A 22,096-nucleotide genomic window follows, 5' to 3' on the forward strand; every position below is an offset into this window, starting at 1 on the left:
GATGGCGGCGAGCGCGAAGACCCGCATTTCGCGGTGTGTTCGATGTTCATAGACGCCGTACACGCGCGCGATGTGCTCGAACGACTGGTAGATGCGTGCGCGCTCCGGTTCCGCGAGGAGGGTGGCGGTGACCGGGATCTTCACTCCGCCGATGGTGACGACGGCATGCGGATCGGCGAGGAGATTCCCCGTCCACGCGGGGTGCTGCTCCTGACCGAAGTTGCTGCCTACAACGAAGATCTGCTTGCCCTCGCGGTGGAATAGCAACGGCGTGGTCCGCGGCGCGCCTGACTTCCGTCCCGTGGTGGTAAGCAGCACGACGGGAGCAGCGATGGGGCCGAGAATCGTGAAACGGCCGTTGGTGCGCTCGAGCAGACGGCGGTCCACCGGGGTGAGTGACCTGATCACCCACGAGCCGAGGCTGGTGGAGGCGAATGCCGTCAGGGGTTCGCGGAGGATGCTGTTCTCGCTGCCCCAACGGGAATCGGGAAAGGGTGAGTCGACCATGACCTATCACACCGCCCTGCTCAGCCGGTGTCAATCACGCCGCATATTTCGCCGGATACGCTAGGGCCATGGCTCCGTCCGCGACACCCCTACCAGTGAATCCGCCGCCACGTCCCCAACCCACGAGCATCTACATCGCCGCGCCTGAGGGGGATACCGGCAAGTCCACCATGGCTCTGGGGATCCTGCACATGCTCTGCGCTTCGGCGGCGCGGGTAGGGGTCTTCCGTCCCATCGCCCGATCGACCGAGAAGACCGACTACATCCTCGAACTGCTGCTCGAGCACACTACTGTGGACATCAGCTACGAAGAATCTCTGGGCGTCACCTACGAGGACGTCCACGCCGACCCCACGGGCGCACTCAGTGAGATCGTCGCCCGATATCACCAGGTTGCGGAGCAATGCGATGCCGTCGTCGTGGTCGGCAGCGACTACAGCGACGTGGCAAGCCCGAGCGAGCTCGGCTACAACGCTAGGATCGCCGTCAACCTTGGCGCGCCGGTTTTGCTGGCGTTGCGGGGCGCGCGACGCACCCCCGATGAGGTCGCCCAGCTCGCGAAGCTCTGCAGCGGCGAATTGGCTGTCCACCATGCACACCTGCTGGCCGTGGTTGCCAATCGATGCGACCCCGGCGACCTCGACGCTGTTGCCGCCGCGCTGTCCCACACCGGGGTACCGGCATGGAGCCTGCCCGAGATCCCTCTGCTGGTTGCGCCGACGATGGCGGAGCTCCTCGACGCGCTCGGCGGCACGCTGTTCAGCGGCGACCCCGAATTGCTCCACCGCGAGGCGCTGGGAGTCATGGTGGGCGGCATAACGGCCGAGCACATCCTCGAGCGGCTGACGGAGGGGGTGGCGGTGATCGTTCCCGCGGACCGCTCCGACGTCCTCCTGGCGATGGTCAACGCGCATGAGGCCGAAGGGTTTCCGTCTCTCGCCGGCATCATCATGAACGGCGGCTTGTCTCCGCATCCGGCCATCACCAACCTCTTGGCGGGACTCGAGCCAAGATTGCCGATAATCACGACGGCGCTGGGCACGTTCGACGCGGCGAGCATTGCCGCGCAGACACGCGGCCGGGTGGCGGTCGGCTCGCAGCGTAAGGTCGACACCGCCCTCGGCCTCATGGAACAGCGGGTGGACGCGCCGACATTGCTCGGGCGATTGAAGCTGCCGATCCCGTCGGTGGTGACCCCACAGATGTTCGAGTACAAGCTGATCGACAGGGCTCGCGCACAGCGAAAGCACATCGTCCTCCCCGAGGGCGACGACGACCGCATCCTCCGGGCTGCGGGCAGGCTGTTGCAGCGGAAGGTAGCGCAGCTCACGATCCTGGGTGATGAGATTGAGGTGCGGCTCCGTGCGGCGGAACTCGGCGTCGATCTCGGTGACGCGCAGGTTCTCGACCCCCGGACATCTGAGCACGCTGGGCAGTTTGCGGCAGAATACGCGCGGCTCCGCGCGCACAAGGGCATGACCGTCGAACGCGCCCGAGAAGTAATGACAGATATTTCGTACTTCGGAACCATGATGGTGCACTTGGGAATCGCGGACGGCATGGTGTCCGGTGCCGCGCACACGACGGCGCACACCATCCGGCCGTCGCTCGAGATCATCAAGACGACGCCAGGTGTGTCCACGGTGTCGAGCGTGTTTCTGATGTGCCTGTCCGACCGGGTTCTCGTCTACGGCGATTGTGCGGTGGTGCCCGACCCGACCGCCGGGCAGTTGGCCGACATTGCAATCTCCTCGGCCCAGACGTCAGCGCAGTTCGGCATCGAACCCCGCATCGCAATGCTGTCATATTCCACCGGCGATTCAGGTTCCGGTGCGGATGTCGACAAGGTGCGGTCGGCTACTGCCCTCGTCCGCGAACGTCGCCCGGACTTGTTGGTGGATGGTCCTATTCAATACGACGCAGCCATCGAGCAGAGTGTCGCGGACAAGAAGATGCCGGGCTCGCAGGTGGCGGGAAAGGCGACCGTCTTCATCTTCCCTGACCTCAACACCGGCAACAGTACGTACAAAGCGGTGCAGCGTAGCGCCGGCGCCGTCGCGGTGGGCCCGGTGTTGCAGGGGCTCGGCAAACCCGTCAACGACCTGTCACGAGGGGCATTGGTCGAGGACATCGTCAACACCGTGGCGATCACGGCGATTCAGGCGCAGGGAGCGGAGAAGTGAGCGAAGGCACCGCAGGTTCGGTACTGGTCCTCAACTCAGGTTCGTCCTCGATCAAGTTCCAGTTGATCCATCCGGAGACGGGCGAGTCGTCGGCTTCCGGTCTCATCGAACGAATCGGCGAACCGGACGGTCGCATCGTGTACCGCCATTGCGGTGGCGTGGAGGAACGGAAGGTAGCCATTCCCGACCACCGCGTCGGACTGACGATGGCGGCGGACATCGTCGCCGAGGTCGGCCGTCCGTTGAGCGAAGTGGGCATCCTCGCCGTCGGACACCGCCTCGTCCACGGCGGCGATGTGTTCTACGAACCCACGGTCATTGATGACGAAGTGGTGCAATCTATTTCAAACTTGTCTTCCCTCGCACCGCTCCACAACCCTGCCAATGTGATCGGTATCGAGGTGGCGCGGGCGGCGCTGCCCGACATCCCGCACGTTGGTGTGTTCGACACCGCGTTCTTCCATACTCTCCCCGCCGAAGCAGCCACCTATGCCATCGATCGGGAGGTGGCGAAGGAACACGGCATCCGGCGGTACGGCTTCCACGGCACCTCGCATCAGTTCGTGTCGGCCCGGGCGGCAGAATTCCTCGGCAAAGACCTCTCGGAACTGAACCAGATCGTGCTGCACCTGGGCAACGGCGCCTCGGCATCCGCGATCCGCGGTGGTCGGGCGATCGACACGAGCATGGGCCTCACACCGCTGGAGGGACTTGTCATGGGTACGAGGTGCGGCGACATCGATCCCGGGGTCGTACTGCACCTCCACCGGAGCGCCGGAATGGGGATCGGTCAGATCGACGACCTCCTGAACCGGCATTCCGGCCTGAAGGGTTTGTCGGGAGTCAACGACTTTCGGGCGCTGCTGACGCTCGTCGGTGAGGGGGACGAGCGCGCCGCGCTGGCCTACGACGTGTACATTCACCGCCTACGCAAGTACATCGGTGCCTATCTCGTCGAACTGGGCGGCGTCGACGTGATCACGTTCACCGCGGGAGTAGGCGAGAACAACGCAGATGTACGGCGCGACAGTCTGGCTGGGCTGGGGCGCCTCGGCATCGTCGTAGACGACGAGCGCAACTGCGCGGATTCTCATGCGCCCCGGCGTATCTCGGCGGACAACTCCGGGGTCCAGGTGCTGGTTGTGCCTACCGACGAGGAATTGGCGATTGCCCGAGCCGCAGCTGAGTTGGTCGGGGGCTGAGCTGGGCGGCGGCGGGGTTGGTTGGGGCCCGGACAGTTGAGCCCGGCGATGCGGGACGCCCTCGATCCGGACGATCAGCGCGAGATCATCCGCACCTCGATAACCGTGACGACCAACCGGGTGAAAGAAGCCGGCCCATATCGAGATCGAGTGGTGTGTCTACTGATTGAGAGCCTGTACGCCCAACTCGCTCGCGATCAGATGCAGCTGATTCACGGCGGCCGAAACGTCCGGTCGCAGCGGTTGCCGTTTCGCGCACTGCAGTAGCTCGGCGGAGACATTCAGTAGACGAGCGACCTGTTTCGACTCAACTGTGACGTGCTGCCCGCTGCGATGGCTGCCAGGTTCTTCTATCACGGGTAGCGGTGCGGCGCCGTCCACCAGCACGCTTCGCGCGGAACCGACGCGCCACAGCAGAGCGCGGTCCAGGCTGGCCAGCGTACGATCCTGCGGCCGGTCCGGGATGTTGCCGATCTCATACTGTCGCAACGTTTCCGGAGAAGGTCCACCAAGCTCGGTCAGCTTCTCCTGCGACAGCGAAAGTTCCTCGCGGCGCCGACATATCAGGTCTCCCAGCGCCTTCTTCTGGTCAGCGGCTGGCGCGGATGATGGCAGCCGGTCGACCTTGTGGTCTATGTCCATCAGTTCTATTTGCTCGCTTTCTTCCCGACTTGGTCTGTGGCCGAACGGCTGATGTACTCCCTGGCTGGCTGGTTTGTTTCGCCCCAAACATTTTGCCCCCCGAGTTTGTTTTTGGGAAGAGGTTTCGCCAGGTTTAGGTCAGAAAATCCGCACATAGTGCGGTGACCTGCAGATGGAGAGTCAATTGCGGTTGTAATCATCCCGTAATCCTGTAACCCTTTACCCCAAGATTTGGGAGGCGCACAGTGTGTAGACAAGGTGATTCGGATCACACCAGCAACATCAGTAACAGGAGAACCACACAGAAGCAGCTGCGAGAACAGGATTAGGGATGGAACGATGAACACTTCAGCGACATTCAAAGTCCCGACCACGAAGAACCAGCTCGTGACGCAGGGCAACCAGATCGGCCGCGCCATCGAGAAGGGCCAGTGGTCCCGGGCCGCGATGGTCTACGCATGGTGTGCGCCTGGCCGTAACCAGCACGTACTGATCTGCTCGTCCGCTAACGGACAGGCGCCTCGACTCACCTTCTCAGAATTCGCAGCCCTCCGAATCTTCGGACTCCGCAAGCGCCAAACGGTATCGCAGTACTGGCATGCATGGGAATCGGCCCGTGTGGACGGCGTAGTGAACGGCGGCATCCTGGCCGGTGAGGAAGTATCCCTGCCCGAGGAGGACGAGGCAGACTGGCAGACGTACTACGACAGCGGTGCCAAGGCTGCCGCCCAACCGAGTTCCGAACAGGTGGCAGCCGGCGAAATCCCGGAACCGGAAAACGCCGAGGAAACCACCGAACTCGAGCAGGAACCCGAACCGGCCAACCCGTTCCTCGCCGCACTCGGTGACTTGTACCGCACCGCTAAGGACATCGAGAAGCTTTCTGGTGCCGTCGCCGACATGACGTTGAACGAAAACGATGCTGTCAAGCTGGTCTGCGATATTCAGGCCTTGATCGATGCACTCAGCTTGCTACGAAGTGGCATCGCGTCCATCCGATAAAACGCGGCGCACCCTTCCCGCCGATCCGAGGGGAAAGGCCGTTACGGACCCCAGGATGCCGAGAGAAAGCGAGAAGCGTGTGAGCAAGAGGTCTAGGAACCTCCCCGATGAATTGATAGACCATTTGATACGGCGTAACAGCCGATCATTCGAGAAAGTACGGGCACACCATGGCAAACCCGTTCACGGCCACGACGCAGCCGGACCCCGGAACAGACGCAACGTTGTATGAATTCGGCATCGTCGGAATTCGAATAGGCAACCAGCTGATGGATTTGCCGGTCAGCATGACGCACAACACCACGCTCGGCATTCAGACACACCTCGGACCGCTCGCATTGGAAAGTCAAGACGTTCGCACACTTGCATGCATTCTCGATGAGATCGTCGAGAGGTTGGACTGGGCCGAAAATTGAAGGAGCACTCCATGACCTTCCACGAGAGCCGCAGCACCTACAACACCAGATCCTGCACCTGTGGTAAGGACCACGACAGACTCGAACACATCACTGCTGCAGTGCTTTTCTGCGCGGGACAGGACTTCGTCGAAAAGGGCATCTACTACCAGCCGATCGAACTGGGTGACGCGGTGGCCGAAGCGGCAACCCGGGTGGGCTGGCGATACAGTCCGGCCAGGATCACGTCCGACCTGAACGAGAAGTACCGCGATTGTCCGCGCGGACTGGTCCACAGCACTCTGCAATCCATTGTTTCTGCCGCTCTTTCCGCAGCGTTCGAGGAAGCCCGCGACGACGGCGAGGTCACGAACGACGTGGTCGCACTCATGGTGGCCAAGGCGGCAGCCGAATCCGGGTGGTTCAAGACCGGATCACCCAATTCGAACTAGACCGGAATGCGCAGTGCTCCAACGTTGGGTGGGCCGGTGATCAAGGCCAGCATACAAGGGATGCGTGTCAAATCGCGACGCAGTGGGCGGTGGTGGCCGGTCGAGACCAGTGCATATCACAGGAGATGACGACGATACGTGCACAGAGCTTCAAGCGGCACAGGTCTCGAAACATATCGCGGGCCAACGTAGAGGCCCCGGGCGGTCGGAGGCAGAGAACCTGGCAGTGCGACTGCTGCGCCGGTCATACAACCTATTGACAGGAATTTCTCGGAACTGGATCGAAGTATTCACCAGCGCAGAGGATTACATCGGACTGGGCCCGGTAGGTATCTGGCCCGTATTGGGGGAGGCAGAGCAATGATTGAAGTAGACCAGACCGGCATCTCACCGAACCACAGCAGCCGACACGGCGCGCGGATCCGGTTGTACGTGTTGCACACCCAGCAGGGCAGGGGAGACGCGTACAGCCTGGCAAGGTACCTGCAGCAGCCGAGCAGCGGGGTAACCTACCACTATTCGTGCGATAACTTCACAAACGTAGACGTGGTGGACACCGACCGCGCTTCCTGGTCCGTGCTGGACGCCAACCCCTACACGGTGAATTTTTGTTTTGCCGGCTCGTTCGCAGAGATGACCCGCAACGAGTGGAGCACAAAGTTCGGCAACGCCATACAGGAGTCGGCGCGGATCTTCGTGCAAGACGGGCGCAAGTACGGTTTCGACAACCTGTACACCGTTGATTGGGATCAGATTGCGCGCGGCATGTCCGGTGCTACAGATCATCACGGAATCACGAAGGGCTTGCGGATCGGCAGCCACACCGACGTGGGCCAAAACTTTCCGTGGGATGTGTTCGCCGCGTGGATAGCCCACTATCGAGGCGACTCGCCACCCGTGGTGGACGTGCCGGTTCCGAACGCCATCGCGGCGAAGCGAGCCGTATCCGAATGGTTGGGGGACAAGCTGACCGAGGCAATCGAACTGCCCACACCGGACGGTCGCGGCCGCTACGCAGAGTACGAGCACGGGCACATCTACTGGACCCCGGAGTACGGCGCGCACCCGATCCCGGAAGAACTGTTCATCACGTACACCGCACTCGGCTGGGAGACAGGCTCGCTCGGCTACCCGGTGGGTGATCACAGCGAGTTGGAGGGTGGCCTGGTGCAGTCTTTCGAACGGGGCACGTTGTACCGGAAGACCGGGAAGTGGGGTTTCTACGTTGCCGGTCCAATCGGTGAACGGTGGAAGCGTGCCGGGTTCCAGGAAGGTCTTTTAGGCTGGCCTGTTTCCAACCAAATACCGTTCGACTCAGGTGCATACCAACAGTTCGACGGCGGGCGCATCTACTGGGCACCGGAAGGAACCCTCGCTGTTCTGTCCGCAGAGGGTGACGATGTGCCGCTCAGTGACCGAGCGCAGTACATTCCGACGGTGCAGGAACGGAAGCTGATGCCGGTGGACGGGATGCGTGGAGGCATAAGTTATTTCGGTGGACCTGACGATCGGAGCACGCACGGTCGGAAGATGGGCATCTCGGGTGAACCTGCCGATAACCCTGCAGACCCGTGGTATTGCGCGATGCGATTCGGCTACTGCGAGGTTCAGCCTGATCCGGTGAACCGCCTGTGGGTGAAGCCGGTTGCCGGAACGTCGGACTTCGAGCTGAAAGCGTATCTGCCGAATCGTCGGCTGCGGGTAGCAAATCCGGCCAATGGGCGCGCTGTGGTGGTTCGCCCGGCGGACTGGGGTCCGGGTGCGTGGGCTGTGCCCTCAGGGCCGAAGTATCGCGTGGTGGACGTGTCGCAGCAAGCGATGAGGTCTCTTGATGCGGTGACGGATTCCTACGTGGAAGTTGAATGGGTCGATCCGGCAACACCGCTGGGTCCGGAAGAAGGGAACTGAAAGATGAACGTCCTGAAGAACATCCTGAAGAACATCCTTGCCAAGGAGCCGGTCCGGGTCGCCGTGGTGGCGCTGCTGGGTATCCTGCTGGGTGGTCGTGTCGCCACCGGGAAACTCGATGCGGACATGTCCGATGCGCTGCTGACAATAGCTACCGTTGTGCTCGGTGTCGGCGCGGGTGAGTTGACCCGGGCACGGGTGACGCCGACCCCGTGAGCCGTTGCGGCTGGGAGGGACCCGAATGAACTGGGAAGTGCTTCTGTCAGCTGTGCTGCTGCTGGCCACGGGTAGTGTCGGGAGCGTCGCAGTAAAGGCTCTGGTGACCCGCAAGCGGGTGCGTATCGACGGTGTGGCGGTGTTGTCGGATGCCGCGATCAGGCAAGTGAAACTGGTCAACAAGCGCGTGGACGAACTTGAACAGGATGTGATATGTGTGCGTAAATCGCAACGGGAGCATGAGGTGTGGGACAGGGGGGTGCTGACGGAATTGGAACGTCAGGGTATCGAAATGGAACCACCACCAGAATTGTTCTGGATCTGAACACATTAAACCCCCTGCTACTTGGCTGTCCAGCCGGGCCGCAGGGGGTTTTGTTTGCTACCGGTCTCCTGGCTCGGAGAACAGATGGGCGAGGAAGCGCTGCAAGAATGCTCTCCGGCGGTGACTACCGGTTCGATCAACAGCCAGGCCCCCGCAACTGTTCGTCCGGTGCGCTTGGGGCGCCCTCGATCCGATAGATGCTGGCGTAGCCACTCGACGGTGCCACGCCCGGTGCCGGGCGATCTGCTGGGCGGAGAACCCAAGCGCTCTTGCCTGCGCGGTCGTGAACAGCCCCACTGCCGGCAGCGAGATCACCGGGAGGACAACCTTCTCTGAGCCTGCTCTCCGGGACCAGCGAGCACCACGATTCCCACCACGCCTGCGAAGATCAGTCGAACGTCGGGGAACTACGGCTACGCCGTGACAGTTTTCCAGGAGTCGACGGTCCAGTCGTCGGTCCGTGAGGACGGATTAGAGGAGGCTCTGCTGCCGGTCGATCTCACTTGCAGAACGCGCCCACACCGAGGCCGCAGACGGAGACCCGTCACTCCCTTTTCTTCTTCGGTTGATCGCGTTTCGGCGAGAACAGTAGACGAACCGCCGCAAGCGCTGCAACACCGAAGATGCCCCCTACTACGGCGACATACGCGAACGTGGCCCAGGAGTGCGATTGCACACCAGCGGTGACCGAAGCTATCACCAGAATGATCAAACCCGCGGTCAGGCCTTGGACCTCGTTTTTCCTCAGACGCATGTGCACCGAGGGTACGGGTTCGGCCGGCTGAGGACGTTGGTTTCTAGCTCAGCTTCAGTAGAAGTCGAACCCGTAATGCGATTTGGGCAGTGACTATACGAAGCAACGTACGACGCCGCGCCGGCCAACGCACCCACTGCCGCCGCTTAGGCGGACTGGCCGACGCCAGGATTACCGCAGATGATGAGACCCAACCCCGCCGCCCCACCGGCCGTCAGCGCCGACTGATCACGGTGGTCGAGATGGCGACCCGAGGTCACTCAGCCAAGACACCTGCCCTGGCGAGCATTCTCACAGAAGACCTTTCGAAGCTCGCGAAGTACATACCAGGTTGCATCCCCTTCGCGAGGAGGCTAGCTCAGCGACGCCAACACGGTCGGCGAATTGTGCATCCTGCGAGGTTGAAGCGGCAATCCCACCGCCGGGAAGCCCTGCGCCCTATCAGCCGTCCCAGCCCCGTTTCGACGTCTTGTCGGTCGGCTGAGCCGCTCGGTTGCGGGCTGCGGGCTTTTACGTGCGTTCACCGTCGCGGTCGGCCCCTGCAATGGTGCAAACCGGCCCAGGCTACACGGATTTCCTTGCTGTCCTGAGGATCTCGGTGGAATCTCCGGGTCGAAATACTGGGCGCACCTGCTAGCGGGGAACTGGCAATCGCCCGTGCTGTGGCTCAATTGGTTGGGGGCGGTGTCACAGCAAACTCTTCGCCCGGATGGCGTTGGCGGTGTCCACCAGGGTGTATCGGTGAGCGCGCTCGGTGGCGTTGCGCGCCAGCGCCCTCAGGCCCGCCTCTGCGCCCGCACGCAGCCCCCGTTCTGTGAACGTCACGCCGAGGATCGGTTCGTGTTCTGTCTTCGAGGTGTGACCCGAACACACCCAATCGAGCGCTGTTCCCAGTATGAGGGTTCGCATCTGCAGTCCTCGGCCTACCTCGGGCGCAAGCAACTCGATTCGGGCTGCGGCCTCTCGAAGCGAAGTCTCGTCAATCTCGTCGATCGGCCGGCCGGACAGCAGCATCAGAGCGCTCGTCATCAGGGAAATGTTGAAGTGCCGGGACGTGGCGGGTACCTGGTCGAGGGCTGCAATGGCACGGGCAAGATCTCCGCGCTCGGTAAGTTGCCGTGCCAACCCGAACGCGGCACTGACAATGCTGTGGTCGGTGCGCCACACTGCCTGGTAGTACGTCTCTGCGACTGTCCGCCATTTCGGATGGGCGGAACTTTCCTTCTGTTGCAGGATCAATTCGGCGGTGGCGGCGAGGGCGAGTTTAGGCGCAATCTCGCCGGGGACTGCCTGCAACACGGAATCGAAATGGTTGAACGCGGCCTCGTATGCGCCGTCAACCAGGCAGGTGAGCCCGGCGTACCAGTCGACGCGCCAGTTTCTTCCGATCTCTGCCTCTACGGTGCCGACGAGTTCGATCGCGGCCGCAGCGTCATCGAGGTCGAGGTTCGCCCTGACCTCGGCGAGCGTGAGTTCGCGGGAGAAGGACTCGTTGAGGCCGCTGACGACCCCTTCGATTCCTCCCTCACGCGCGCGCCGAATGGAATCCAGCGTCAACTGCGGCTCGCTGTGCACCGTGGAGGCGAGAAGTTGAGCACTTGGATCGGTCGGGTCGATCAGCGGCACCGCCAACGCGTGGGCCACCGACTTCGGACCCAGATTACTGTCTCGCTCGACACCGTCCAGATACACGTCGGTCTGTTCTACTGTCTCGTTCGTGCCGAAAGTTGTTCTCTGTCTGCCGAACACACGGGAAATTCCGGGATGCTCCTCTCCGGTCTGCTGGGCAAGCGTCTCGCGCAGCACGGCCGTGAGTTGGCCCGCCATTTCGTCGGCCGATACGAAACGCTGGTTCCAATCGGGGTTGGTGGCGCGTAACAGCAGGCGGTGGAAGGTCTCGAATTCGGCGAGGAGCGGTGCCTCCTCGGGAGACGGAATCCCGTCGAGATACCGACCATTGTCGAACGGCATTTCGAGGGTCAGCACAGCGAGTGTTCGCCCGACCGTGTAGATGTCGGACGCAATGGTCGGGCCAGTCTTCAGGATCTCCGGGGCCTGATACCCGAGAGTGCCGTAGATGTGGCCGTAGGCACCGAGACCGGAGACCGCACCGAGGTCAATCAACTTGACTGAATCCTCGGTGACCATCACATTATCGGGCTTGAGGTCGTTGTAGGCGAGTCCGATGGTATGTAGGTATTCCAGTGCGGGAAGGATTTCGAGCACATACGCGATAGCCTGCTCGATCGGGATCCGCCCAGGACGGGCATGAGTCGACATGACGTCCCGCAGCGAATGACCACCGACGTACTCCATGACGATGTAGCCAATCGGAGTGCCGTCCAAACTGGGGTGCTCAACGAAGTTGAATATCTTCACGATGCTGGGATTGCCCACTTCGGCGAGGAACTGGCGTTCGGACACCGCCACGGCCTGAGCTTCGGTATCACCGAAGTGCAGCAAGCCCTTGAGGACCACCCACCGGTCGCTCACATTGCGATCGATCGCGAGATAGATCCACCCGAGACCGCCGTGCGCGATACATCCCTGCACCTCGTACTGACCAGCCACCAGGTCTCCCCGGTGCAGCAGCGGCCTGAAGTCAAATGTAGCTTCACACGAGGAGCACTGGCCGAACTCTGATCCCTCGGACAGGTTGCTGCTGCGGCCGATCGGCTTATTGCATTTCCAGCAGAAGCGTTTACTTTCGGGAACCTTCGGATCAGTCATCACCGCAGAGGCTGGGTCGAGTGTCGTCACTACCGGAATCTCTACGAGGCCACCGCCGAGGCGTAGGCGGTGACCGGAACGGCTGCGCGCCGAGCGCACCGAGCGACCGGTTTCTGCCCAGCCAGACGACTGGGTCGTCTCTGCGGCCTGGGTGGCAGGCCCGTCGTCGGATTCCCGGACCGCGGCCTGGGTGGTGAGTTCCGGGTTCGGGGACTCCGGATCTTTCGAATGCTGCGGCACGTATCCCCTCAATCTCGATACACGGCGGACGGTGCGGTGGGCGGCCCCAGTATCGGCAGCCACTGAGAGTGGATCCTGGTCCAGGTCCCGTCACTGCGGATGCGCTCGAGCGTGCCGTTGACGAAACGTACGAGGTCCTTGTTCGCCTGAGGGATGCCGATCCCATAGGATTCGACGCCCATGCTGTCGCCGACGATCTCGAGGTACGGGTCCTGGGACGTGAGGCCCGCCAGGATCGCGTCGTCGGTGCTGATCGCATCGACCTGTCGCTGTTGCAGTACCACGAGGCAATCCGACCACATCGGGACTGTAAGGATGTTTGCAGTAGGGGCGATCTGCTGTAACCGTTCCATTGAGGTTGTGTCGGGAACGACGCAGACACGCTTTCCGTCGAGGTCGGCGAGACTACGGATCGGTGAACCCTTTACGGTGAGAATTCGCTGTTTCGCCTGGAGGTATTCGGTGGAAAATTCCACCCGCTCCCGTCGGTCGCAAGTGATGGACATGGTATTCACCACGACATCGACTGTTGACTCCTCGAGTGCCTTCTCGCGGTTTTCGGACATGACGATGCGGAGTTCGAGGCGGTTGGGATCGCCGAACAGGTCCCGAGAGATCTCACGAGCGATGTCGACGTCGAAGCCCTCGATCTCGCCGGTGGTGGGATTGAGAAAACTCATGAGGTTGCGGCCGGTGTCGAGTCCGACGATCAGACGTCCCCTTGCGCGAATCGCGTCGACGGTGGGTGTTGAGTGGGCCTGGTCGGAGTCGAGAAAGGGTCGAAGGCTAGCTGTAGGGTCGCCGCAATCCTTCTCTGGAGTCGGTGGCAGGGCCTCGGCCCTTCCGGGGATCTCGGTTGCGCCGGCGGGTAGTAGCGGCTGGATGTACGTGGGGTTCGGCGATCCGGCGTAGTCCGGACTCGACTCCGCGCACCCGCCGATCAACAGTGCGAGCGCCATCAGTGCGAGCGCCATACGGGGCCGCCTCACTGGTATTCCCTCAACCGGGGCCACAACCCGATGATAATTCCTCCGGACCCGACCAGCGTCAGGCCGAGTGTGACGGGACCGAGCGCGGTCAGCACCCCGGCCGCGGACGCGACGTTCGAACGCAAGTGGTCGCGGGCAATCTCGATTCCATCGTTGAGGGCGTCGTTGACGGCGGCGAATTGGGCGGCGGAATCGTCAGGTCCCGGACCGATGGCAACCGTCGCCGCCGAGTCGAAATCACCCGTGCCGAGTATGGCGTTCATCCGCTCGTGCGCCGACAACCAGCGAGTCCACGCTTCCTGAGCATTCGTCACCTCGTCCTGACCGACCCGCTGATCGACATCGCCGGGGTAGTGGGACAGTAGATCGCCGAACTGCCTCGACTTGTCGTCGAAAATCTCGTCGTAGTCGCCGTCGGAATCGCGGCGGGCCAGTTTGAGCATCTCCTGGGTGCGCGCCTGCTGGGCCAGGATTCGCCCGGCGGCCAAGTCGTGCAGCGGGCGGGCGCCCTCGGTCAGCGCGCGTCTGGCGTCGACGGAGGAGATCAGCCCGGCCACCAGCATCCAGACCAGGAGGATTGCCGTGCACGACGACGTCAGGATCAAGCCGAGATTGAACTTGCGCCGGCTGATCCTGGCGATGGTGATTTGAGCGAACACTAGAGCCACGAGGGACACGAAAATCAGGCCCAGTGCCAGCCAGGGCGGACGGGAGTAGCTCCGCTGAATGTCCGCGATGCGGGTTTCTTGCTGAGCGAGCAACTGCCTGGCCATCGGCAGTATGCGGTTCTGCATCAATGTGGAGGCTTCGCTGAGATAGGAGGCACCGACCGGGTTACCGGCCCGATTGTTGGCCCGCGCGGTAGAGATGACGCCCGCGTAAGCGCTGAGATCAGTGGCGATCGAGGACAGCAGCCTTCTGCTGTTCGGATCACGTACTGCGGGTCCGCCCGTCGACGCGTAAACGAGGTCTGAGGAGGCTGTGGCCATGGCCTGCGCGTACCGGTCCTGGAGTTCGGGCGGTTCGAGACCCCCGGAGATGAACGCCGTCGTTGCCGCGGCGTCCGCCACCGACAGAGAGGTGTAGAGGCTCCGTGTCGAGTACGCGAGCGGTTCCGTCTCGGCCAGCATGGTGTCGAGGGTGGCCTCGCTGGCGTTCACAATCGATGCGGCGACGAAACCCGCGGTCAGGGTGAGGAGGGTGAGGAGGGCGCCGAGTACGGTGAGTTTGCCGGGGGTCGAGGCGAGGAAGGCGCGCAGTTCCTTCCAGGGTGTCATCACGGGTTCGACGTCGTCCTTCGCGCCGGCGGTCGAAGCGGGGCTCCCGTGGGGTTCGATCGACGGAGCCTTTCGCAGAACCACCTCGATCACCTCCCAGGAATGTTCTCTACTAATGGCGAGCATATAAGGGAAAGCCGCGGTTCGGCGCGATCCGGACCGGTCCGGATCGTCGCCCGATTGCCTGCGGGTACTTGCGGGACGAACCGCTAGTGTGAGGGAACCGAAGGTGACCCATCAGGTCGGACAGGGGTAGTCGATGCGTGGTGATGGTGACGGTTGGGTAACCGGACCGGACGGCAGTCGTCATTGGGGCAAGCATGGCGCTGCCGGGTTGTTGCTGCGCGCGCCTCTTGCCGACCAAACACCCGCGGTGTTGCTTCAGCACCGTGCATTGTGGAGTCACCAGGGCGGTACGTGGGCGTTGCCGGGTGGGGCTCGCGACAGTCACGAGACCACCACCCATGCCGCGGTACGTGAGGCGCAAGAGGAAGCAGGCATCGAGACCGAGGTGATACGGGTTCGTGGCGAGATCCTCACGACCAAGGCGGCGAGCGGTTGGAGTTACACCACGGTGATCGCCGACACCGAGCGTCCGATGCCCACGGTTGCGAACCGGGAGAGCGTGGAGTTGCGCTGGGTTCGGGAGGCCGAGGTCACCGGTCTGCTACTGCACCCCGGATTCGAAGCGGGATGGCCGCGATTGAGGACCACCGAGGTCCGGTTGCTGCTCGACCCACAGGATGTGCCGGCGAAGCACGGAGACCTGACTCAGTTGTCGACGGTGTTGCCTCGCACGGTTCACCTACCCGACGGCACGTGCGGGTGGCTTCGGCGCGTAAAGGTACTCGAAGCGCCGCAGCTGATAGATCGTCTCGCCGAGTCAGCCGGTCATGGTAGCACTCTGGGATTGGTGACTGCCGTCGTGACCACCGATCCCGACGTGATCGATCAGTTGCCGTCCACGATCGTGATTCTTCCGCCGTCCACGGTGCTGGGCTGGCTGTAGTTTACCCGTTCTGTCGCAACAGGATCGAGAGTGAGCGTGCGGCCGCCTGTGGGTCGTCAGCCTCGGTAATGGCCCGGACGACGACGATGCGGGTGGCACCGGCCGCAAGGATCTCCGGCACCCGGGGTTCGTCGATGCCGCCGATCGCGAACCAGGGACGGTTCGGCCGAGAATCGGCGGTCGAATGAACCAACTCGATTCCCGACGCGCTGCGTCCGGGCTTGGTTGGAGTTGCCCACACCGGTCCCGTGCAGAAGTAGTCGACGCCGTCCTCGATCGCCGCGAGGCTCGCCTGCGCGCGGTTGTGAGTGGACCGACCGATCAGGATGTCGGGGCCCACCACGGTCCGCGCTTGCGGTACGGGTAGGTCGCTCTGACCGAGGTGGAGCACGTCCGCCCCGGCAGCCAGGGCTATATCGGCACGGTCGTTGACAGCGAGTAGCGCACCGTGGCGCCTCGCCGCGGCCACGAGGACCGACAGTGCATTCAGTTCGTCCCGGGCATCCAACGAACCGAACTCCCTCTCCCCGGCCGAACCCTTGTCGCGGAGTTGGATGATGTCGACGCCACCGGACAGCGCGGCCTCCGCGAATTGCGCCAGGTCGCCCTTGTCGCGTCGCGCGTCGGTGCACAGATACAAGCGCGCTGTTTCGAGGCGGCGGCCGCGGTCTGCGAAATCGGCGGGAGGCATGGTGGTCACTGCATGACGGTAGCCTCTACGCTGAAGGTGCAACACGGGAGTCCCGAGGAACGTGGGGCTGAGAGGGGGTCACGCCGAACCCGACCGTCATACCTGACCCGGATCATGCCGGCGCAGGAAGTGGAGGTGGGATTTCGTGCCGAGATCGGTGTCCGTCGTCGGTGGCGGAGTGATAGGTCTGTCGATTGCGTGGCGTGCAGCCAGGAATGGCTGGTCGGTTCGTCTGTACGACCCGTCGATCGGATCAGGCGCGTCCTGGGCGGCGGGCGGAATGCTTGCCCCACTCTCCGAGGGCTGGCCGGGTGAGGAGAGCGTTCTCGAAGTGGGGATCGCGTCGCTCGACCGATGGCCTGAATTCGGCAAGGAACTCGAGGTCGGCGCGGGGGTCGACCTATTCACGTCGGAAAGTTCGCTCACCGTCGCGCTGGACGGCGCCGACGTCGAGGACCTGCGAACCATCGCCGAATGGGTGGGCGCGCAGGGTCGGGATCTGCAGATCCTGAACCGCGCCGAGGTCCGTGAATTGGAGCCGATGCTGGGCCGCGGAGTCCGGTTGGGACTCTTGGCGGTCGACGAACTGGCCGTGGATAACCGACAGCTACTGCATGCGCTGCGGCAGTGCGCGGTGGACGCGGGAGTTGAGTGCATCGCCCAGGCGGTGCACAGCCTCGAGCGGCTTGAAACGGATCAGATCGTGGTCGCCGCGGGCATCGACTCTCCGTCGCTGTGGCCCGGACTCCCGGTTCGCCCGGTCAAGGGCGAAATCCTGCGGCTGTGCTCCCGGCCCGGGGTGACGCCCGCGCCTGGACGCACCATTCGCGGCAGTGTGCACGGCCGTCCCGTATACCTGGTGCCGCGCCCCGACGGCATCGTCGTGGGTGCCACTCAATACGAGTCGGGTAACGACACCCAGGTCACCGTCGCGGGTGTTCGTGACCTGATCGCGGATGCCGAAGCGTTGATGCCGGCTGTCGGCGAGTACGAACTGCGCGAGGTTTCCGCAGGTCTACGCCCGATGACTCCAGACAATTTGCCTCTGATCGGCCGGGTGTCCGATCGTGTCGTGGTGGCAACCGGTCACGGCCGAGGCGGCATCCTTCTGGCGCCGGTCACCGCCGACGCGACGGTGGCTCTGCTGGGGGGTTCGGCTCTGGTGGAGGCGAAAGCCGCCGACGTTGAACGTTTCGAGAAAGTAGTGAGGTAGAGATGCGTGAGCAACAAGTAGTGGTGCCGATCGGCATCAGTGTCAACGGCGAGGACCGGGAGTTCACGGAACCGTTGACCGTCACCGAATTGCTGCAGACGCTGAACCTGCCCACCAAGGGCATCGCTGTCGCGGTCAACGGTGCAGTCTTTCCGCGTGCCCGGTGGGACGAGTTTGTGATTCGGGGCTGGGAGATTGAGATCCTCACGGCGGTACAGGGTGGCTGACGGGGCGCTCGCTGCGCCGAACGGACTCACGATCGCGGACCGCACGTTCGGTTCACGGTTGATCATGGGTACCGGCGGCGCCGCGAACCTGACAGTCCTCGAGGAGGCTCTCGTCGCGTCCGGCACGGAGTTGACCACGGTCGCGATCCGCCGCGTCGACGTGTCCGGCGGCACCGGCGTGCTGGACCTGCTGCGCCGCCTTGACATCGCCCCGCTGCCCAATACCGCGGGCTGCCGCGGTGCGGCCGAGGCGGTACTGACGGCGCAACTCGCCCGCGAGGCGCTCGAGACCGATTGGGTCAAGCTCGAGGTCATCGCCGACGAACGCACCCTGATGCCTGATGTCATCGAGTTAGTCAGCGCTGCAGAGCAATTGGTTGACGACGGCTTCGTCGTCCTGCCGTACACCACCGACGATCCGGTGCTGGCTCGCAGGCTAGAGGAAGTTGGGTGTGCAGCCGTGATGCCGCTGGGCTCGCCGATCGGTACCGGGTTGGGTATCGCGAACCCGCACAACATCGAGATGATCGTCGAGAGGGTGGGTGTGCCCGTCATCCTCGACGCCGGCATCGGAACGGCCAGTGACGCCACTCGCGCCATGGAACTGGGCTGCGACGCCGTTTTGTTGGCCACGGCAGTGACCAGGGCGAAGGACCCGGTACTCATGGCGTCGGCGATGCGTGGGGCGGTGGTGGCGGGCTACCAGGCACGTCACGCCGGCCGCATTCCTAAGCGGTTCTGGGCGCAGGCGTCGTCCTAGATCTCGGGGTCGGCTCGGGGTCGGACTCAGGGTGCGACCGGTACCAGGGGACGAAGCAGGAGTAGACCTGTGGCCGATTCGCGCGACCGGTGGTTCCGGCATCCTTTCATCATGATTGAAGTGAAGGGACTGACTAAGACCTTCGGTGCGATGAAGGCGGTGGACAACCTGACGTTCACCGTGAAGCCGGGTATGGTCACCGGCTTCCTCGGCCCGAACGGTGCAGGAAAATCGACGACGATGCGCATGATCCTCGGGCTGGACCGGCCGGCGGCCGGCAGCGCGTTGATAGACGGCAAACCGTACAGCGAATTGGTGCAACCGCTGCGGACGGTGGGGGCACTTCTCGACGCGAAATGGGTGCACCCCAACCGCTCCGCCCGCGCCCACCTGCAGTGGATGGCCGCGTCCAACTCACTGCCCAAGAGCCGGGTCGACGAGGTGCTGCACCTCGTCGGGCTCAGCGAGGTGGCAGGGAAGAAGGCGGGCGGGTTCTCGCTCGGCATGTCCCAGCGCCTCGGCTTGGCCGCGACGCTGCTCGGCGACCCCAAGGTGCTGCTGTTCGACGAACCGGTCAACGGTCTCGACCCGGAGGGCATCCATTGGATCCGCAACTTCATGCAGCGCCTCGCGGCCGAGGGGCGCACCGTTCTGGTTTCGAGCCACCTGCTCTCTGAGATGGCCTTGACTGCAGAACATCTGGTGGTGATCGGGCGCGGGCGTCTGATTGCCGACACCACGGTGTCGGAATTTGTTAACAAGTCCTCGGAATCGACTGTCCGGGTGCGCAGTCCACAGTTGGACGCGCTGCGGAGCGCCTTGACCTCCAAGGGCCTCACCGTCCGGGAGGACGGATCGGGCGGACAGAAGGCTCTTCTGGTCGTGGATTCGTCCACCGAGGTGATCGGCGCTGTCGCCGGTTCCGAGGGCATCGTCCTGCACGAGTTGGCATCTCAGCGCGGATCGCTCGAGGAGGCATTCATGAAATTGACCGGAGACGACGTGCAGTACCACGCGGAGAGCGTCGATGAGATGAAAGGTTCGCTGTAATGGCTGTTCTCAATGCCGAACGGATAAAGATCACCTCGACGCGGTCGCCGTGGTGGTGCACGGCAATCATCATCGTGCTGGGCCTCGGCCTCGCGGCAGTCATCGGGTTAACCACCAAGGCCGGCATCAATTCCGTCAACAACCAGATCGCTGCGGGTGAGGAACCAAACTTCGAACCCTTCCTTCCTCAGATGTCCGACGCGGTCTTAGGTGTTTCCGGGTTCGGTGTGCTCGTCCTCATGATCCTGGCCACGCTCGCGGTGACCAGTGAATACAGGTTCGGGGTCATCCGCACCACATTCCAGGCCATCCCCAACCGGGCATCCGTGCTGATCGCAAAGGCCGGTCTGATCGGGGTGTTCGGCGCCGTGCTGACCTTCGTGCTGACGTTCGGCGCCTACGCCATCGCGAAGGCGACTGCGGGGGCCGAGGCGGGAGCTGCCCTCTCGCTGTCGGACAACGCCTCGTGGCGGTCGATCTACGGGGTGCCGATCTACGCGTTCTTGTGTGTCGTGCTCGCGGTCGGTGTCGGTGCACTGCTGCGTCAGTCGGCGGGCGCGATCGCGCTGCTGCTGCTGTGGCCGCTGCTGATCGAGAACCTGTTCAACCTGTTCGGCTCATTCGGCGAGAAGATCATGCCCTTCCTGCCGTTCCTCAACGCCAACCACTTCCTGGGGGCGACCCAGGGGACCAACTTCCACTGGGGTCCGTGGGGCAGCCTCCTTTACTTCGCGGTAGTGGTCGTGGTGATCTTCGGTGCCAGCTTGGTGGTCGTGAACAAGCGCGACGCTTGAAATACCTGATGGCCGGGATGAAACCCTCTCGCCCCGGCCATCAGGTGATTTCTCGGCTAGGCTTCCCGCCATGCGGCAAAGGGCAGTTTTGGCGGTCGGAGTGGCCGGTGCGCTCGCACTGGCAGGGTGTACAACGGAGACACAATCCGGTGCACCGCCAGTCGACGCGAGCGCGCTCGCCGCCTCGGTCACCGAGGCCGGCGTGATGGAGCACCTGGAGAAACTGCAGATGATCGCCGACGACAACGACGGCAACCGCGCATCGGGAACTTCCGGGTACGACGCCAGCGTCGACTACGTGGCCCAAGTTCTGGAAGACAACGGCTTCGATGTACAGACGCCGGAGTTCGAGTTCCAGAAGTTCGACGTGAACGCCGCGACCTTGACGTCGGGGGACCTTGACTTCGAGGTGAATGCGCTGACCTATTCGCCGTCGACCGGGCCCGAAGGGATCGCCAGCCGCCTGGTTTCCGCGCCGAAGGAGGAGAGTCCCGGGTGTGAGGCCACGGACTACGACGGCCTCGACCTCACCGGGGCAATCGTTTTGGTGGACCGTGGTGTATGCCCATTCGCAGACAAGCAGCAGGTCGCCGCTGATCGAGGCGCCGCTGCCGTCATTGTCGTCAACAACGAGGAAGGGCCGCTCAGCGACGCAACTCTGGGTGACCCGGAGGCAGGAAAGATCCCCACCGGTGGCGTGAGCACGGCGGATGGGGCTGCACTTGAACAGGCAGGGGGCGACGTGACGCTCACGCTGGACACCGGCACCGAGTCGGACACGGCCCGCAACGTCATCGCCCAGACCGAGACCGGCGCGACCGACAACGTCGTAATGGTCGGCGCCCACCTGGACAGCGTCCCGGACGGCCCCGGTATCAACGACAACGGTAGCGGCGTGGCCGCGACCCTTGAAACGGCCGTCCAGTTGGGTTCCTCACCCGACAGTGCGAATGCGGTGCGTTTTGCGTTCTGGGGTGCCGAGGAACAGGGTTTGCTCGGCTCGAAGGCCTACGTGAATGGTCTCAGCGATGCTGAGCGCAACGACATCGCGCTGTATATGAACTTCGACATGCTCGGTTCGGAGAATGCTGCCTACATGGCTTATGACGGCGACGACTCCGACAGGCTCGGGGGTGGTCCCGGCCCTGAGGGTTCCGCGGGCATCGAGCGGACGTTCATCGAATTCCTGGAGGGCGGTGGCACCCTCGTGGAAGGCGCCGCATTCGATGGTCGATCCGACTACGCCCCCTTCCTCGACCACGATATTCCGGCAGGGGGCGTGTTCAGCGGCGCCGAACAGAGAAAAACCGTCGAGCAGGTCGAAAAGTGGGGCGGCAACGCGGACGTGCCGTTCGACCTGAATTACCACGGCCCGAGTGACACCATCGACAACGTCGACCCGCTTGTCCTGGCCAAAAACGCAACTGCCGTCGCCTACGCGGTTGGGGTGTACGCGGAGTCGCTCGCGGGTCCGAACGGTGTCCCTACCGGAGAGGATCGGGTGAAGGCGCGGGCCGGGGAGTGATCCGT

22 protein-coding genes and 1 riboswitch are annotated in these 22,096 nt (G+C 63.3%); of the genes, 15 read left to right on the forward strand and 7 right to left on the reverse strand.

Features of this window, described 5'->3' with window-relative positions:
- On the reverse strand, positions 1 to 507 hold a 507-nt coding region (locus RM2_RS18285; protein ID WP_072690970.1), incomplete at its 3' end, for a nitroreductase/quinone reductase family protein.
- A gap of 68 nt (positions 508 to 575) precedes the next feature.
- Between RM2_RS18285 and pta the strand changes: the two genes are divergently transcribed.
- Both pta and RM2_RS18295 read left to right on the forward strand, forming a co-directional pair.
- On the forward strand, positions 576 to 2,690 hold the full coding sequence (gene pta, locus RM2_RS18290) for a phosphate acetyltransferase (RefSeq protein ID WP_072690971.1): 2,115 nt from the start codon (positions 576 to 578) through the stop codon (positions 2,688 to 2,690).
- Positions 2,687 to 3,892: an acetate kinase gene (locus RM2_RS18295; protein ID WP_072690972.1), complete on the forward strand. Its 1,206-nt coding sequence runs from the start codon at positions 2,687 to 2,689 to the stop codon at positions 3,890 to 3,892. The genes pta and RM2_RS18295 overlap by 4 nt, the downstream gene beginning before the upstream one ends.
- A gap of 159 nt (positions 3,893 to 4,051) precedes the next feature.
- On the opposite strand, the gene RM2_RS18300 is transcribed toward RM2_RS18295, so the two are convergent.
- Positions 4,052 to 4,534: a helix-turn-helix domain-containing protein gene (locus RM2_RS18300; RefSeq protein ID WP_072690973.1), complete on the reverse strand. Its 483-nt coding sequence runs from the start codon at positions 4,532 to 4,534 to the stop codon at positions 4,052 to 4,054.
- Positions 4,535 to 4,873: 339 nt separating this feature from the next.
- Between RM2_RS18300 and RM2_RS18305 the strand changes: the two genes are divergently transcribed.
- From RM2_RS18305 to RM2_RS18330, 6 genes are all read left to right on the forward strand, one after another.
- Positions 4,874 to 5,536, forward strand: coding sequence for a hypothetical protein (locus RM2_RS18305; protein WP_072690974.1), 663 nt, complete (start codon positions 4,874 to 4,876; stop codon positions 5,534 to 5,536).
- A gap of 170 nt (positions 5,537 to 5,706) precedes the next feature.
- Positions 5,707 to 5,952 (forward strand): hypothetical protein, encoded by a 246-nt coding sequence (locus RM2_RS18310; protein WP_072690975.1) that lies wholly within the window; start codon positions 5,707 to 5,709, stop codon positions 5,950 to 5,952.
- Between the two features lie 11 nt (positions 5,953 to 5,963).
- Positions 5,964 to 6,383, forward strand: coding sequence for a hypothetical protein (locus tag RM2_RS18315; RefSeq protein WP_072690976.1), 420 nt, complete (start codon positions 5,964 to 5,966; stop codon positions 6,381 to 6,383).
- A 360-nt stretch (positions 6,384 to 6,743) separates the two neighbouring features.
- Positions 6,744 to 8,291 carry a hypothetical protein gene (locus tag RM2_RS18320; protein ID WP_072690977.1) on the forward strand — a complete coding sequence of 516 codons (1,548 nt, stop codon included), beginning with the start codon at positions 6,744 to 6,746 and terminating at the stop codon, positions 8,289 to 8,291.
- Between the two features lie 3 nt (positions 8,292 to 8,294).
- Positions 8,295 to 8,507: a hypothetical protein gene (locus tag RM2_RS18325; RefSeq protein WP_072690978.1), complete on the forward strand. Its 213-nt coding sequence runs from the start codon at positions 8,295 to 8,297 to the stop codon at positions 8,505 to 8,507.
- A 25-nt stretch (positions 8,508 to 8,532) separates the two neighbouring features.
- Positions 8,533 to 8,832: a hypothetical protein gene (locus RM2_RS18330; RefSeq protein WP_072690979.1), complete on the forward strand. Its 300-nt coding sequence runs from the start codon at positions 8,533 to 8,535 to the stop codon at positions 8,830 to 8,832.
- 544 nt (positions 8,833 to 9,376) lie between these two features.
- Here the strand turns inward: RM2_RS18330 and RM2_RS18335 are convergent.
- From RM2_RS18335 to RM2_RS18350, 4 genes are all read right to left on the reverse strand, one after another.
- Positions 9,377 to 9,586 (reverse strand): hypothetical protein, encoded by a 210-nt coding sequence (locus RM2_RS18335; RefSeq protein WP_072690980.1) that lies wholly within the window; start codon positions 9,584 to 9,586, stop codon positions 9,377 to 9,379.
- Between the two features lie 687 nt (positions 9,587 to 10,273).
- Positions 10,274 to 12,556, reverse strand: coding sequence for a serine/threonine-protein kinase (locus tag RM2_RS18340; RefSeq protein WP_072690981.1), 2,283 nt, complete (start codon positions 12,554 to 12,556; stop codon positions 10,274 to 10,276).
- Between the two features lie 8 nt (positions 12,557 to 12,564).
- Positions 12,565 to 13,545, reverse strand: coding sequence for a glutamate ABC transporter substrate-binding protein (locus RM2_RS18345; RefSeq protein WP_084721872.1), 981 nt, complete (start codon positions 13,543 to 13,545; stop codon positions 12,565 to 12,567).
- Positions 13,542 to 14,906, reverse strand: coding sequence for a GlnX family signal transduction membrane protein (locus RM2_RS18350; protein ID WP_072691016.1), 1,365 nt, complete (start codon positions 14,904 to 14,906; stop codon positions 13,542 to 13,544). The genes RM2_RS18345 and RM2_RS18350 overlap by 4 nt, the downstream gene beginning before the upstream one ends.
- A 175-nt stretch (positions 14,907 to 15,081) precedes the next feature.
- On the opposite strand from RM2_RS18350, the gene RM2_RS18355 reads away from it, so the two are divergent.
- Entirely contained in the window at positions 15,082 to 15,831 is a 750-nt protein-coding gene (locus RM2_RS18355) for an NUDIX hydrolase (protein ID WP_072690982.1), read from the forward strand.
- A 1-nt stretch (position 15,832) separates the two neighbouring features.
- On the opposite strand, the gene thiE is transcribed toward RM2_RS18355, so the two are convergent.
- A complete protein-coding gene (thiE, locus tag RM2_RS18360) occupies positions 15,833 to 16,522 on the reverse strand; it encodes a thiamine phosphate synthase (protein ID WP_072691017.1) in 690 nt (229 codons plus the stop codon).
- Positions 16,523 to 16,555: 33 nt separating this feature from the next.
- A riboswitch (TPP riboswitch) is annotated at positions 16,556 to 16,668 on the forward strand.
- Between thiE and thiO the strand changes: the two genes are divergently transcribed.
- The 6 genes from thiO (at position 16,668) to RM2_RS18390 (ending at position 22,091) form a co-directional block, all read left to right on the forward strand.
- Positions 16,668 to 17,735, forward strand: coding sequence for a glycine oxidase ThiO (gene thiO, locus RM2_RS18365; protein WP_072691018.1), 1,068 nt, complete (start codon positions 16,668 to 16,670; stop codon positions 17,733 to 17,735). It overlaps the preceding riboswitch by 1 nt.
- A gap of 2 nt (positions 17,736 to 17,737) precedes the next feature.
- Entirely contained in the window at positions 17,738 to 17,962 is a 225-nt protein-coding gene (gene thiS, locus RM2_RS18370; protein ID WP_072690983.1) for a sulfur carrier protein ThiS, read from the forward strand.
- On the forward strand, positions 17,955 to 18,722 hold the full coding sequence (locus RM2_RS18375) for a thiazole synthase (RefSeq protein WP_072690984.1): 768 nt from the start codon (positions 17,955 to 17,957) through the stop codon (positions 18,720 to 18,722). Before thiS ends, RM2_RS18375 begins: the two co-directional genes overlap by 8 nt.
- Before the next feature lie 111 nt (positions 18,723 to 18,833).
- A complete protein-coding gene (locus RM2_RS18380) occupies positions 18,834 to 19,772 on the forward strand; it encodes an ABC transporter ATP-binding protein (protein WP_072691019.1) in 939 nt (312 codons plus the stop codon).
- On the forward strand, positions 19,772 to 20,566 hold the full coding sequence (locus tag RM2_RS18385) for an ABC transporter permease (protein ID WP_072690985.1): 795 nt from the start codon (positions 19,772 to 19,774) through the stop codon (positions 20,564 to 20,566). Before RM2_RS18380 ends, RM2_RS18385 begins: the two co-directional genes overlap by 1 nt.
- Before the next feature lie 70 nt (positions 20,567 to 20,636).
- Positions 20,637 to 22,091, forward strand: coding sequence for a M20/M25/M40 family metallo-hydrolase (locus RM2_RS18390; protein ID WP_072690986.1), 1,455 nt, complete (start codon positions 20,637 to 20,639; stop codon positions 22,089 to 22,091).
- The last annotated feature ends 5 nt before the right edge of the window (positions 22,092 to 22,096 follow it).

Origin of the sequence: Rhodococcus marinonascens NBRC 14363 (assembly GCF_001894885.1) — a bacterium.
Classification (GTDB): domain Bacteria; phylum Actinomycetota; class Actinomycetes; order Mycobacteriales; family Mycobacteriaceae; genus Rhodococcus_F; species Rhodococcus_F marinonascens.